General features: G+C 54.8%; 15 protein-coding genes. 9 read left to right on the top strand and 6 right to left on the bottom strand.

Annotated elements, in window-relative coordinates:
• The first annotated feature begins 102 nt into the window (after window positions 1-102).
• The gene (locus tag IR195_RS03260; protein ID WP_206048735.1) at window positions 103-717 is read left to right on the top strand and encodes a hypothetical protein; all 615 of its coding nucleotides are present in this window, start codon (window positions 103-105) and stop codon (window positions 715-717) included.
• Here IR195_RS03260 and IR195_RS03255 read toward each other — a convergent pair.
• A complete protein-coding gene (locus IR195_RS03255) occupies window positions 714-1592 on the bottom strand; it encodes an ATP-binding protein (protein WP_206048734.1) in 879 nt (292 codons plus the stop codon). The two genes, IR195_RS03260 and IR195_RS03255, sit on opposite strands and share 4 nt — an antisense overlap.
• Window positions 1593-1689: 97 nt before the next feature.
• Between IR195_RS03255 and IR195_RS03250 the strand changes: the two genes are divergently transcribed.
• Window positions 1690-2493, top strand: a complete 804-nt coding sequence (locus tag IR195_RS03250; RefSeq protein ID WP_125745605.1) for a M48 family metallopeptidase — start codon at window positions 1690-1692, stop codon at window positions 2491-2493.
• Window positions 2494-2515: 22 nt separating this feature from the next.
• Window positions 2516-2773: a hypothetical protein gene (locus IR195_RS03245; RefSeq protein ID WP_125745603.1), complete on the top strand. Its 258-nt coding sequence runs from the start codon at window positions 2516-2518 to the stop codon at window positions 2771-2773.
• Window positions 2774-2852: 79 nt separating this feature from the next.
• On the opposite strand, the gene aroE is transcribed toward IR195_RS03245, so the two are convergent.
• From aroE to IR195_RS03220, 5 genes are all read right to left on the bottom strand, one after another.
• Window positions 2853-3680, bottom strand: a complete 828-nt coding sequence (gene aroE, locus IR195_RS03240) for a shikimate dehydrogenase (protein WP_125745601.1) — start codon at window positions 3678-3680, stop codon at window positions 2853-2855.
• Window positions 3681-3689: 9 nt separating this feature from the next.
• Window positions 3690-4622, bottom strand: a complete 933-nt coding sequence (hemF, locus tag IR195_RS03235) for an oxygen-dependent coproporphyrinogen oxidase (RefSeq protein ID WP_146944760.1) — start codon at window positions 4620-4622, stop codon at window positions 3690-3692.
• Window positions 4623-4695: 73 nt separating this feature from the next.
• Window positions 4696-5253, bottom strand: a complete 558-nt coding sequence (gene tsaC, locus IR195_RS03230) for an L-threonylcarbamoyladenylate synthase type 1 TsaC (protein WP_125745597.1) — start codon at window positions 5251-5253, stop codon at window positions 4696-4698.
• Window positions 5254-5334: 81 nt separating this feature from the next.
• Window positions 5335-6456, bottom strand: coding sequence for a DNA-processing protein DprA (dprA, locus tag IR195_RS03225; RefSeq protein ID WP_206048733.1), 1122 nt, complete (start codon window positions 6454-6456; stop codon window positions 5335-5337).
• Window positions 6457-6483: 27 nt separating this feature from the next.
• Entirely contained in the window at window positions 6484-7362 is an 879-nt protein-coding gene (locus IR195_RS03220) for a peptidoglycan-binding protein (protein WP_206048732.1), read from the bottom strand.
• A gap of 177 nt (window positions 7363-7539) precedes the next feature.
• On the opposite strand from IR195_RS03220, the gene def reads away from it, so the two are divergent.
• The 6 genes from def to IR195_RS03190 all read left to right on the top strand — a co-directional run bounded on the left by def (window position 7540) and on the right by IR195_RS03190 (window position 13780).
• Window positions 7540-8052: a peptide deformylase gene (def, locus tag IR195_RS03215; RefSeq protein ID WP_125745592.1), complete on the top strand. Its 513-nt coding sequence runs from the start codon at window positions 7540-7542 to the stop codon at window positions 8050-8052.
• A gap of 154 nt (window positions 8053-8206) precedes the next feature.
• Complete coding sequence (gene fmt, locus IR195_RS03210; RefSeq protein WP_125745590.1) at window positions 8207-9193, top strand: methionyl-tRNA formyltransferase; 987 nt, start codon at window positions 8207-8209, stop codon at window positions 9191-9193.
• Window positions 9190-10524: a 16S rRNA (cytosine(967)-C(5))-methyltransferase RsmB gene (gene rsmB / locus IR195_RS03205; RefSeq protein WP_206048731.1), complete on the top strand. Its 1335-nt coding sequence runs from the start codon at window positions 9190-9192 to the stop codon at window positions 10522-10524. The genes fmt and rsmB overlap by 4 nt, the downstream gene beginning before the upstream one ends.
• A 50-nt stretch (window positions 10525-10574) precedes the next feature.
• A complete protein-coding gene (locus IR195_RS03200; protein ID WP_125745586.1) occupies window positions 10575-10781 on the top strand; it encodes a dodecin in 207 nt (68 codons plus the stop codon).
• A gap of 113 nt (window positions 10782-10894) precedes the next feature.
• Window positions 10895-12268 carry a Trk system potassium transporter TrkA gene (trkA, locus tag IR195_RS03195; protein WP_125745584.1) on the top strand — a complete coding sequence of 458 codons (1374 nt, stop codon included), beginning with the start codon at window positions 10895-10897 and terminating at the stop codon, window positions 12266-12268.
• A 63-nt stretch (window positions 12269-12331) separates the two neighbouring features.
• Window positions 12332-13780 (top strand): TrkH family potassium uptake protein, encoded by a 1449-nt coding sequence (locus tag IR195_RS03190; protein ID WP_089039158.1) that lies wholly within the window; start codon window positions 12332-12334, stop codon window positions 13778-13780.
• Window positions 13781-13803 lie beyond the last annotated feature (23 nt).

Here is a 13803-nt window from a genome sequence, read left to right as displayed (position 1 = left end):
ATCGAGTAAATTTGCTTGACGGCTATCCGCACTAGCCCTCAAATAGCCGCGTTTTTCGGCAATCGCCACTCATACCTATTGCCCTTCTTAGGAGGGATATTAATGCACTACGCAATTAAACGCGGGCGCGGCTTGCTCTTGCTGCTAATGGCAAGCTTGCTAGCAGGTTGCCTTGCCCTGCCCCAAACAGGCTTATTTGCCTTTCGCTTGGCAGTAACATCGCTGGGCATTGAAGAGGTGCGTATTGGCCCTTATAACGTGCAAGCAGGGCTTGATACTAGCGATCTGACAAGTTTGCTTGCGTCTAGCCTTGGCGCTGGCAGCTTGCCTGTTCAGGCCACCTTAGCGATGGGCCTTGGCTTACCTACCGGTATGCCCGCTGTTGAGATGTCAGGTTTCCGTTGGATGCTCGATATGCCGGGGGTCGACCCAGTGCAAGGCCAATATCAAGAGAATGTAACACTAACCTCAGGGGAAGACTCAACGTTACGTCTACCGGTATCGTTTGACATCCTGGCTACCGACACCCAGCGTATGATGCCAATGCTAGAACTCGCCAGTCAGTTAGCCACCCAGGGCTCACTACCGCCTGGCAGTGAGCTTGCTATCACGCCAGGAGACCTGCGTGGACTGGGTATGACATTACCTGCAGGGCTTTTAACGCCGACCATTCGCCTGAACGTAGGCGCCGACGGCCAGTTAACACCTGTGCGTTAAGCCTGACGACTTCCTCCATGAAGCCGTTTGCGACCCACCCACTGGGCTGCAAACTGCCAAGCCGTTCGGCCACTACGCCCTCCTCTTAGCGTGGCAAAACGAACCGCTTCTGCGCGTGCAGCATCACTCCAATCCTGCTTATCACCAATACGAGTTACCCAGTGCTCACAGACCTCTAAGTAAGTCGCCTGGCTGAAAGGATGAAAACCTAACCATAAGCCGAAGCGATCCGACAACGAGATTTTTTCCTCAACAGCGTCACCGTGATGCAGCTCTTCACCGACAAGACGCGTACCGCTATTGTCATCCATGGATTCCGGCAATAAATGGCGGCGGTTAGAAGTGGCATACAACAAAACGTTTTCCGGCGGCCCCGTTAAAGCGCCGTCTAAGACGCTTTTTAGCGCCTTGTAAGCATCATCATTACCTTCAAACGAAAGATCGTCGCAATACACCACGAAACGATGTGGCGTATCGCGCAGCTGCTCTACCAATATCGGCAGACTACCCAAATCGTGGCGGTCCACTTGAATCAAGCGCAGCCCGTCATCCGCCAGTGAGTTAAGCAGCGCGCGGACTACCGATGACTTCCCGCTGCCACGTGATCCCCACAGTAAGCCATGGTTAGCAGGTAGCCCCTGCAAAAACGCACGAGTGTTATCGACTAAAGCTAATTTTTGACGCTCGATGCCGAGCAGGTCATCCAGTGTCATCGTGTCGCGCGGTGGCACGGGTACCAAGCGACCACCTAACGGATGGCGCTGCCAAATAGCCGCCACATGCTTATCCCAATCCACTTGGGTCGGCGCAGGCGGCAACCAATGTTCTACGTGGTCCAGCAACCGCGTTAAGCGGTGGCTCAATTCAGCATCCATGATTGTCCTCAGAGTGCGTTATGATATGAGTTGATTTACCACTGACAGTGGTTATCTTGTGTGCAAAGATCCCTACTCGTCTATAAGGAAACTGCCTATGCGCTGGCTTCGTCCCTTGGCTGTTACTGCGCTGTGTGCTGCTGTCGCAGCATGCTCCACCTCACCTACCGGTCGTTCTCAGTTACTGCTGCTTTCAGATGATCAGCTCAATCAAATGGGTCGGCAAGCCTTTGCACAATATCAACGAGATATTCCCACCGCAGGTCAGGCAAGCCATCGCTATGTTCAGTGCATTACCGATGCCATTGTAGAAGTATTGCCAGCCGAACAGCGTAATCTTGATTGGCAAATTCGTGTCTTTGAATCTGAACAGCCCAACGCCTTTGCGCTGCCCGGTGGCTACATGGGCGTGAATACGGGCATGCTCAATATCGCTACCAATCAAAACCAGCTAGCCTCGGTCGTCGGCCACGAAATTGGCCACGTCATTGCGAATCATGCCAACGAGCGTGCCTCAACGAAAAGCGCAACGTCACTTGGTTTATCGGTACTTGCTAGCACCTCCGGCATGCAAACCCCGGGTGGCCAACAGCTAATGGGGGTACTGGGGATGGGAGCGGAATACGGTATTGCGTTGCCGTTCTCCCGTAGTCATGAAAGTGAAGCCGATGTTATCGGCCTTCAGTTAATGGCCCAAGCCGGTTTTGATCCACGGGAAAGCGTTACCGTTTGGGAAAACATGCAGGCAGCCTCTGGCGGTGGTGCTCCACCCGCCTGGATGTCGACGCACCCAAGTGAAGGCCAGCGTATTGAAGGGCTTCAAGCCAACATGAATAACGCGTTGGCAAGCTACGAGCAGGCGCGCAATAGCGGCCGCACCCCCAACTGCCCTCGCCCCTAGGCACCTTAATATTGAGGTTTGAATGATTCGACTTGGTTTATTGCTGCTTGTCTTGCCGATTTTAGTGTTGCTCGGCGTCTATTTCTGGGAGCTTGGTGACGTACGCGCTTGTCAGCTCGACGGTGGGCATTGGGACTACCTGGCAAATGTGTGCCGTGACACGCCGCAGCCCTTTGTATCGTGGCTTGAGCGCTCACCGCTGCTGGTTAACGGCGGTATGCTGGTCTCTGTGGCTGGTCTCGTTATGTGCATGATTGGCTTTTACACCAAATCTCGCTAAACATGCGAGAACAACCAGCATTAACCAATAAAGGCAGCCGCAATGGCTGCCTTTTGTTTGTTGAACACTCGCAAGCTAGCTAGTCACTGGCGACGTTCAACGATTGCCTTAACAGCGTGCGCACCGGGGCTGTTGCGGGTCGCAGGTTACGCCATAAAAAGAAAGATTCAGCAGCTTGCTCAACCAGCATACCCAAGCCATCAAGCAACTTGGCGCCGCGAGGCCCTGCCCACTGCAAAAACACCGTGGGTTCTGAGCCATACATCATGTCGTAGGCCCAAGCCCCCTGGTTAAATAGGCTATCCGGTAACGGCGGCAAATCACCCGTAAGGCTAGCGCTGGTGCCATTGATCACCAGATCAAACTGGCCTTCTAACGTCTCGAACCCACCGCCATGAAGGGTGCCTAAGTCAGCAAAGGCATCGGCTAATTGGGCGGCTTTTGCCGCCGTTCGATTGACGATAACAACGTCACTGGGTTGTTCGGCAAGTAGCGGTTCAAGTATGCCACGCACTGCACCACCGGCACCGATCACCAGCACGCGTTTATCCTTGATGGGTACGTGGTGGTATCCAAGGTCACGCACCAGCCCAACGCCATCAGTGGTGTCGCCATAAGTGCGGCCATTGCCGCCGACAATCAACGTATTCACCGCCTGAGCGCGCTTGGCGCGGTGGCTCAGGGTGTCGCACAGCGCAAAAGCATCGCCTTTGAACGGGACAGTCACATTCGCCCCTCGACCACCCGCTGCCACAAATTCTCGCCAGGCAGTGGCAAAACCTTCTACCGGCGCAAGTTCGGCGGTATAGGTCATCGGTTGCTGAGTCTGGTTAGCAAACTCTCCGTGAATTAATGGCGACTTAGAGTGCTTAATCGGGTTTCCAAACACACAGTAACGGTCGGTCATACAGGCTCCTTACACTTTACCCAGCTGGGTGGCTTCGGCTAGCCAATCGCGTGGCACCAAGTACTCATGCAATTTAGCCTCTCGACTGCCCACGGGTGGTGTAAATGCGTACTCCCAACGGGCTAGCGGCGGCATCGACATCAAGATGGATTCGGTGCGCCCACCACTTTGCAAGCCAAACAGAGTGCCCCTATCCCACACTAAGTTAAATTCTACATAGCGGCCGCGGCGATAAAGCTGAAAATCACGCTCTTTTTCACCCCATGCATCCCCCTTACGGCGCTCTACAATCGGTACGTAGGCATCCAGAAAGCTATCGCCCACTGCACGCTGAAAAGCAAAACAGTCGTCGAAACTGCCTTCATTTAAATCATCGAAAAACAGCCCGCCAACACCGCGTGTCTCATCGCGATGCTTAAGATAGAAGTATTCATCGCACCACGCTTTGTAGCGCGGGTACACCTCTTCGCCAAATGGCACGCAGGCAGCCTGGGCAACCCGGTGCCAGTGCACAACATCTTCAAACACCGGGTAGTAAGGCGTTAGATCAAAGCCACCGCCAAACCACCATACCGGCGCTTCCCCCTGTTTTTCAGCGATAAAGAAGCGCACGTTTCCATGACTTGTTGGCACATTAGGATTTTCAGGATGGAGCACCCAGGAAACACCCACCGCATGAAAGCTGCGCCCGGCTAGTTCCGGTCGTGCCGCCGTCGCTGAGGGGGGCAACTGAGCACCGTAAACATGCGAAAAATTAACCCCCCCCTTCTCGAAAACAGCGCCTTCTTCGATGACCCTTGAACGTCCGCCGCCGCCTTCTTCACGCTGCCAGCTATCTTCTTTAAATGTTGCTTTTCCATCAGCAGCGGCAAGCCCTGCGCACAACCGCTCCTGCAGATCCAGAAGGTAATGTTTAACGTCGTCTAGGTGCTCGTGAGCCACAGTAACTCCAAAGAGGTTGAGGATAAGTGTGATTGGTAAGTAGTCAACGACAGAGACAGCTCAAGGCGCTTCGCTATGAACGCATGACTTTGCCCGACACCAGGTCTCTGATGGTGCTGGGCTTTGCGTTACCCCCAAGCTCACCCGCAACAATCGCGGCGACCTCCTCACCGAAAATGGTCGCGACTTCATCAGCGCTCATGGCGGGGGGATCGCCCGCGCGATTAGCGGAGGTCGAGACGAGTGGGCCACCAAAGGCCTCACAGAGCGCTTTCATTAGCGGATGGTCGGTCACCCGCAGAGCCACACTCTGATGGGCACCGCGTACCAAACCATGACTACGGCCATTGTCAGGCACTAGCCAAGTATTGGGGCCAGGCCAACTGGCTGCTAAGGGCGCATGCAGTGCAACTGGCAGTTGGTTTAGCCAAGGCTGAAATTGCTGAATATTCGCAGCAACTAGAATCACCCCTTTGGCAGGGTCACGCTCTTTCATACGCATCAAATGCGCTAACGCTTCATCGTTATCTGGGTCACAGCTCAGCCCCCAGACTGCTTCGGTAGGGCAAGCGATAACGCCCCCCTCTTTCAATGCTCGTACCGCTTCTTTAACCTCAACAGCCGATTTCATAGATGCTCCTCGTTACAAACGCGGCCCCTCATCACCTGAGATTATTACATCTTCAGTAGATGAAAAACGGTTACTTACATCCTACCATGGCCGCGTTAAACGCACCCAGCCACCCGCTTGTTGCGCCACTTTGCCATCAAGCTCCAGCATCAATAAACGTTGTTGGCATTCACTAACCGTAAGGCCCGCGCTCTGAACCAGTACATCAATTGGCGTTGGCGTTGCGCCCAGTGCGCTTAGCAGATTGTCCTTGGACTCATCGCTTTCAATAGGCAAATCAAGGCTTGCGTTGTCAGCGATAGTACGTGAACCGGTTGGCATATAGCGTTCAGCCCAGTGCTGCAACTCTTCTAAAATATCGTCCACATGACGCACCAGCGTGGCCCCACTACGTAATAACTGCAGGCAACCGCGAGCCTGCACGTTATGTAGCGACCCGGGCAGTGCAAACAACTCACGGTCTTGCTCAAGGGCTAATCGTGCGCTGACCAAGGAACCGCTTTTCTCAGTCGCTTCGACCACTAACGTACCTAATGAAAGGCCGGTCACAATTCGGTTACGTCGAGGAAAGAAGGCTGGCCGAGCAACGGTTCCCGGCGGATGCTCAGATAATAACAAGCCTCCTGGCACGCTACTTAGCTGCTCATGTAAATCACGGTGACGGGGCGGATAAATGACATCAACGCCACAGCCAAGCACCGCAATCGACTGCCCACCTGCTGCTAACGCGGCGCGCTGTGCCACCCCATCAACACCGAGTGCCATGCCGCTGACGATACACCAGCCACGATTAACAAGCTCTCTGGCAAACGCCTGGGCATTACCACTTCCTTCAGAGGTGGGACGCCGAGTGCCCACCATAGCCAGTTTTGGGCCATCTAGTGCGCTAAGATCGCCTTGTGCCCACAGCACCACGGGGGGATCTGGCAATTGGTCGAGCAACTCAGGCCACGCGGGATGATTGCGATGGAGCAAATGGCGATTAGGCGCGGCCTCTAGCCATGCGAAGGTATGATCGATTGCCTGCTGCAACGGGCTTCGCTCTGGCTGCGCTAGCCAAAGCCGCAGTGCGCTCGCAGCGTTGCTGGGCAACCCAGCAAGCCAGCCATGGGGCCATTGCAGCTGCTTCTCAGCCAGCGCTGCGGTGCGAAGCGCTCCCATACCCGGTAGCTCATTCACCACAAGCCACTCCTTGGCATCCATACCTATCCCCTGTTAGTTGTATGGTGTTTAGCGTATCGGCGTGTGTACCCGGTCTCCAACCGCTAAAACGTTCGATGCCTGCATCACCAACGCATAGCTCATCAGACTATATGGCTTTACCACCATGACCCTTCCCGCTTCAGTGGCGGGCAGTTGCAGAAGCTCTTGGCTACGCGGGTCATTAACAAGTTCCCCCTGCTGGCCAACATGTAATACATGGCCAGGCTGCAAGCCATCCTGAGTTCCAATATCCAGTGCCACTATTTGTAAGCGTCCAATAAAGCGCACTCCGCCAGGTACCGCAATAATCTGGCCTGCAACATCGTTCAACGGTAAACGAGGCTGAAAACTATTTTCTGACGACTGAGATGCAAACAGCGGGGCGTCAAGCGGCAGCAAAATATCGTTATTACGCACCTCCTGGTAGGCGCTAAGTACTTCTAGGCGGGCAATCTCTCCCTCTCTGCTGAGCTGGCGCGCTTCGCCAATATTGATTAACTCCGTCCCTAACGGAGTACCCTCAGCGGAAACATAACGCTCGCCCGGGCGATAAATACCTAAACGCGCTCTGGGCGGTAGCACGCCGCGGGCGTACAGCGTATCGCCCGCGCCACTCATCAAGCGTTGATTCTCGCCGCCCACGACGTAGGCCAGCTCCCGTATAAGCTCGCCTGGTTCTACGACGCGATGCTCTCGCAAAAACGCCTGAATCGTTTCCATCGGCAGCGGCGCCATTGCCTGTTGCTGAGGAATGGCACGCATCTGGGGAGAAAGCCTTACCACCTGCTGCGGAGATTCCCATGCCAATGCGGCGGTCGTCATAAGCGTCAAACATGCCAACGACACGCTATAATAAAGAAACCTTTTCGCCACTGCCCTTTTCACCGCTACCCTTTTCACCACCATCCTGTGCTCTCTTGTCAGTTATTGGTGACGCCGTTGTGGGAAGCTGCATGGCGTTGTACGTGCCCAGGAACGCTTACAGCATGATATAGTGGCCGATAGTAAAGCACTTAGGCCTGCCAACACAGATGGCAAAGCCTGCTCATATTAAAGACTCAGCATAACGGTGATTGTAACGCCATGGCCAAACTTCCTATTCTCGAATTCCCCGACGAGCGCCTGCGCACCAAGGCTGCACCGGTGGAAACCGTTGACGATGAGGTCCGCCAGCTCGTCGACGATATGTTGGAGACTATGTACGACGCGCGCGGCATCGGCCTTGCAGCGACACAAATCGATGTTCATCGACGTGTCGTAGTAATGGATGTCAGCGACGATAACTCGCAGCCGCTCGTACTTATTAATCCGCGCTACGAGCCGATTGGTGACGAAAAAGAGCCGCTTTCTGAAGGCTGTCTATCGATTCCCGAATACTACGCTGAAGTCCCGCGCTATTTAAAAGTAAAGCTGAACGCGCTAGACCGCAGTGGTGAGCCCTACGAGCTAGAAGCCGATGGCCTATTAGCCCACTGCATTCAGCATGAGTATGACCATTTAGAAGGCGTGCTTTTTGTTGACTATTTATCACCCCTAAAGCGTGACCGAGTGATGAAAAAGATGCAGAAACGCCACAAGCTATTAAACGACGCATAAACCAACCTACGCCGTGTTACTGCTGGCCGAGCTGACACGCTGCAAGCGCACAGAATGTTATTGCTGGTGCGTTGTAGCGTTGCTTCTCGGCCTTTATTTGTTTCCCCCACGGCACACGATTACTTTCCCCCTTTAATGCTAGGTAGTCATCATCATGTCACAGTTGCGCGTTGTTTTTGCTGGCACACCTGATTTCGCCGCTTCAAGCCTTGCTGCCGTGCTCGAAAGTCAGCATCAAGTGGTAGCGGTCTATACTCAACCTGACCGCCCAGCAGGCCGCGGGCGCAAGCTCACTCCCAGCCCCGTCAAGCAGCTCGCTGTTGAGCATGGGCTACCTGTCTACCAGCCTGCCAGTTTAAAAGGCACTGATGCCCAAGCAGAGCTGGCGGCATTGAACGCCGACGTAATGGTTGTCGTTGCTTACGGGCTACTTCTGCCACAGGCCGTGCTCGACATTCCCCGCTTAGGCTGTATCAACGTGCACGCTTCTCTGCTACCCCGCTGGCGAGGTGCCGCCCCTATTCAACGCGCGATTGAAGCGGGTGATAGCGCATCAGGCGTCACCATTATGCAGATGGATGCGGGCCTGGATACTGGTGAGATGCTGTATGAAGTTCGTACACCAATCACCTCGCGCACCACGGGTGGTGACTTACATGATCGGCTGGCCATTCAAGGAGCGAATGCGCTGATTAACGTTCTGGATGCGCTGGACAGCAACGGCTTAGAGCCAACACCGCAGCCTGACGAGGGCGTCACCTATGCCGCCAAGCTCAGCAAAGCGGAAGCCGAGCTGGACTTTCATCAACCCGCTGAACAGCTGGCACGCAAAATACGTGCGTTTAATCCGTGGCCAGTGGCTTGGTGCACGTTAGGCAATGATCGCTTACGTTTGTTGATGGCCAGTGTTGAGCCTGGCGAACAGCCTCCCAGTGCGCCCGGCACACTACTCGAACATGGCGAGGATCACCTGCGCATTGCTTGTGGCGAGCAAGGTCAAGAAGTACTGTGCGTTAGCCACGCCCAGTTACCTGGCGGTAAAGCGATGGCCGTGCGCGACCTGCTTAACGCCCGCCAAACCCCGCTTACTGTCGGCGCACGCCTTGGGCACGCCGCCGCTCATCAAGGAGTTAGTGAATGAGCCAGAATCGCCCACCCAAAGGCGGCAGCGGCCAGGAAGTTCGCGCCGCGGCTGCCCGCGCGCTAGTCCCTGTTTTGACTGACCAAGGCTCACTGGCCGGGCTAGATGAGCACAGTGTGATTGCCCGCGATCGCAGCCTATTAAAAGAGCTATGTTACGGTACCTGCCGACGCTTGCCGCGCCTGGAAGCGTTGGCCAGAACACTGCTCAAGCAGCCTTTTAAAAAGCGCGATAGCGATGTTCACGCCTTGTTACTGGTGGGAATCTACCAGCTGCTTTATATGCGTATTCCGGCCCACGCAGCGGTTGGCGAAACCGCTGGCGCCGCTCGCCTGCTAGGTAAAGAGTGGGCCACCCGAGTGCTAAACGGTTGCCTGCGTCGTCTCCAGCGTGAATCTGACGAGCTGCAAGCCGCTGTTGACCTAGATGAGAACGTTGCCCTAGAGCACCCGCCCTGGCTACTTAATGCGTTGCGCAGCGCTTGGCCTGACCAGTGGCGCGCCATTGCCGCAGCGAACAATGAACCGGGCCCCATGACGCTGAGAGTTAACCAACGTCACAACGATCGTGAGGCCTATTTACAACTGCTGACTGAGCAGGGGTTAAGTGGTCACCTATGCCTACACGCGCCGGATGGCATTACCTTGGATGCACCCAGCGATGTCACCATACTCCCCGGCTTTGAAGAAGGTCATGTCAGCGTCCAAGACGAAGCGGCTCAGCTCTCCGCGGCACTGTTAGGACCTGTATTGGCCCCACGCCCAGGCGCCCACGTCCTCGATGCTTGCTGTGCGCCTGGCGGTAAAACTGCCCACCTATTAGAGCAGTTTGATATTGCTCTGACGGCCATTGATAGCGACAACCAGCGCCTAAGCCGTGTAGACGATACACTGAACCGCTTAGGCTTAACGGCAGAACTGCAGCACGCTGATGCTACCCAGCAAGACTGGTGGAATGGCGTGCCTTTCGACGCGATTTTGCTTGATGCGCCCTGTTCTGGCACGGGCGTTATTCGTCGTCATCCCGACATTAAAAAACTGCGCCGTAAAGAAGATATTCGCCAGCTCGCGAAGCTACAGGGCCAACTGTTGGATAACCTCTGGCCACTACTTCGCCCAGGCGGCACCTTGCTATACGCCACTTGTTCAGTGCTGCCCGAGGAAAACGCTGAACAAATCACTGCATTTCTTGACCGCACGCCCGATGCAAAAGTCACCACGCCAAATGACGTCGCCTGGGGCGAACCAAGTGGCCAAGGGCGTCAACTGTTTCCCGCGCAAAGCAGCCATGATGGCTTTTTTTATGCCAGACTAGAGAAGCGTACTGCTTAACATACCGCCCCCTGGCAGGGCGGTGAACCGATGACAAGGATGGAGACACTATGAGTACTCACACTTATAAGCATATCGAGCTAACCGGTTCTTCTGAAAAGGGAATTGAAGAAGCTGTGCAAAATGCTCTCGCCAAAGCATCAGAAACCATTGATAACTTGCGCTGGTTCGAAGTCACCGACACCCGTGGCCATATCGAGGACGGCCGTATCGCTCACTGGCAGGTTACGATAAAAGTCGGCTTCACACTCGAGTAATCACGACCTGCTTTTCAGCGGCGGCTGGTTTACACTGGCCGCCGTCTTTATTGCAGCGCATATATCTCTTGCCGAGAACGCGCTGGCGCTTACAACGGAACCGATGCTTAGCAATGAAAATCATCATTCTCGGCGCCGGCCAGGTCGGCGGCACCTTAGCGGAGCACCTCGCCCGCGAGGAAAACGATATTACCGTCGTCGATACCGACGGCGCGAAACTACGCGAACTGCACACCAAGCTGGATATTCGCACCGTGACGGGGGCGGCTTCGTATCCGATTGTGCTGCGTCAGGCAGGCTGTGAAGATGCCGATATGTTGATTGCGGTGACCAACACCGATGAAATCAACATGATCGCCTGCCAAGTCGCCCATACCCTGTTCCGCACGCCTACCAAAATTGCCCGCGTACGCTCAACCGCCTACCTCACCCGTAAGGGGCTGTTTGCCCACGAAGCGATTCCTATTGATGTACTGATCAGCCCTGAACAAGTGGTGACGGATCATGTGCGCCGCCTGATTGAGCACCCCGGTGCGTTACAGGTGTTGGAGTTTGCCGGTGGTTTGGTGCAGTTGGTGGCGGTCAAAGCGTTCTACGGTGGCCCACTGGTGGGGCAGGATTTAGCCTTTCTCGCCAAACACATGCCTAATGTGGAAACACGCGTGGCAGCCATTTACCGCCGCAACCGACCAATTATTCCCCGTGGCGATACGGTGATTGAAGCCGACGACGAGGTGTTTTTCCTGGCCGCACGGCGTGATATTCGCGCGGTAATGAGCGAACTACGCCGCGTTGAACGGGATTTCCGGCGGGTGGTGATTGCCGGTGGCGGCAATATCGGTGAACGCTTGGCCGAGCATCTGGAGCACAGCCACCAAGTTAAGATTATCGAGCACAGCATAGAGCGCTGTACTGCGCTTTCCGAGCGGCTTGACCGAACGGTGGTACTTCACGGCAGCGCCACCAGCAAGCGGCTGCTGGAAGAGGAGAACATCGAAGACTGCGATATCTTTTGTGCCCTGACCAACGACGACGAGGTCAATATTATGTCGTCGCTGCTGGCCAAACGCTTGGGCGCCAAGAAAGTCCTGACGCTGATTAACAACGCGGCCTACGTGGACTTGGTTCAGGGGGGCGAAATCGATATCGCCATTTCCCCCCAGCAAGCGACCATCGGCAGCCTGCTTACCCACGTCCGCCGGGGCGATATTGTCAACGTGCACTCACTGCGCCGTGGCGCTGCGGAAGCCATCGAGGCAATCGCCCACGGTGATAAGCAGTCGTCTAAGGTGGTGGGCCGTACCATTGCTGAGATCAGCCTGCCTGAAGGCACCACCATAGGTGCCATTGTGCGAGGCAAAGAGGTCATCATTGGCCATGGCGATGTGATGGTAGAGAGCGGCGACCACGTCATTCTGTTCGTGATTGATAAGCGGCGCATTCGTGACGTGGAGCGGCTGTTCCAAGTGGGATTAACGTTCTTCTAGGCAATGGCCTTCTAGGCAACGCTCTTCAAGAAAACAGGCCACCGCTATGAGGCAACCACTGCTATGAGTTTGCGGGTCATACTACGCATTTTAGGGCTACTGTTGATGCTATTCAGCCTCACCATGTTGCCACCCATGCTGATATCGCTTTGGTTTCGCGACGGTGTTTGGCACGCTTTTATGAGCGGTATCGCCATTTCAGTGATTACGGGCTTACTGCTTTTCCTACCCAATCGCCGCGCCCATAAAGAGCTACGGATTCGCGACGGTTTTATTATTGCGGCCATGTTTTGGACCGTACTGGCACTCTTCGGCTCGCTACCACTGATGCTGTTTGGTGAAGGCTCGCTCGGTGTCACCGATGCGGTGTTTGAATCGTTTTCTGGGCTAACCACGACCGGTGCAACCGTCATTACTGGCATCGATTTTCTGCCAGAATCCATCCTTTACTATCGCCAGCAGTTGCAGTGGTTAGGCGGCATGGGAATTGTGGTGTTAGCGGTGGCCATTTTGCCCACCTTGGGTGTTGGTGGAATGGCCCTGTACCGTACTGAAATTCCTGGGCCGTTAAAGGATTCAAAGCTAACACCGCGAATTACCGAAACCGCCAAAGCACTGTGGTACATCTACGCAACGCTAACACTGGCCTGTATGGTCGCTTACATGTTAGCGGGAATGAGCTGGTTCGATGCCTTGGGACACAGCTTCTCGACCGTCGCGATTGGCGGATTTTCGACCTATGATGCCAGCATCGGCTATTTTGACAGTGCCGCCATTGAGCTGATTTGCGTTGGCTTTATGCTGATCTCAGCGTTCAGCTTTAGCCTGCACTTTATTGCTTGGCGTGAAAAGCGTCTGCTGCACTACTTTCAGGATCCTGAAGCACGCTTTTTAATGATCTTTCTTGCTGGGTTAACCACGATCACCGTGATTACTTTGTGGCTCACGGACACCTACGACGATGTTGAAGGTCTGAGACATGCGCTCTTTGAAGTCGTCTCTGTCGCCACCACTGCGGGCTTTGCAGTTGCCGACTTTTCAGGTTGGCCGGGTGCGTTACCGTTTTTGTTGTTTGTCGCCGCCTTTGTAGGTGGTTGTTCCGGATCGACGGCGGGCGGCATGAAAGTAATCCGCATTATTCTGATCTTGAAGCAGGGTATGCGTGAAGTCATGCGCCTTATTCACCCCAACGCAGTGATTGCCGTTAAAGTGGGTAAAGTTAGTGTTCCCGACAGCATTGCCCAAGCGGTATGGGGCTTTTTCTCAGCCTACGTCATGTTATTTTTCTTGATGCTGGTGGGCGTTATGGCAACAGGTGTTGATCAAGTTACCGCTTGGTCAACCGTTGGCTCTGCATTAAATAATTTAGGCCCGGCACTAGGCGAAGCTAGCAGCCATTACGGCGACTTGCCCAGCCTAGCCAAGTGGATTTTGGTGCTCGCGATGCTGCTGGGCCGCTTGGAAATTTTCACGGTACTTGTGCTATTTACACCCGCCTTCTGGCGTCGTTAAACACGTATCAATGCTTTCTATTC

The organism is Vreelandella venusta, assembly GCF_015689495.1.
Lineage (GTDB): Bacteria > Pseudomonadota > Gammaproteobacteria > Pseudomonadales > Halomonadaceae > Vreelandella > Vreelandella venusta.
Note: the sequence above shows the minus strand (reverse complement) of the source record. Positions and strands in the feature narration are given on the sequence as shown.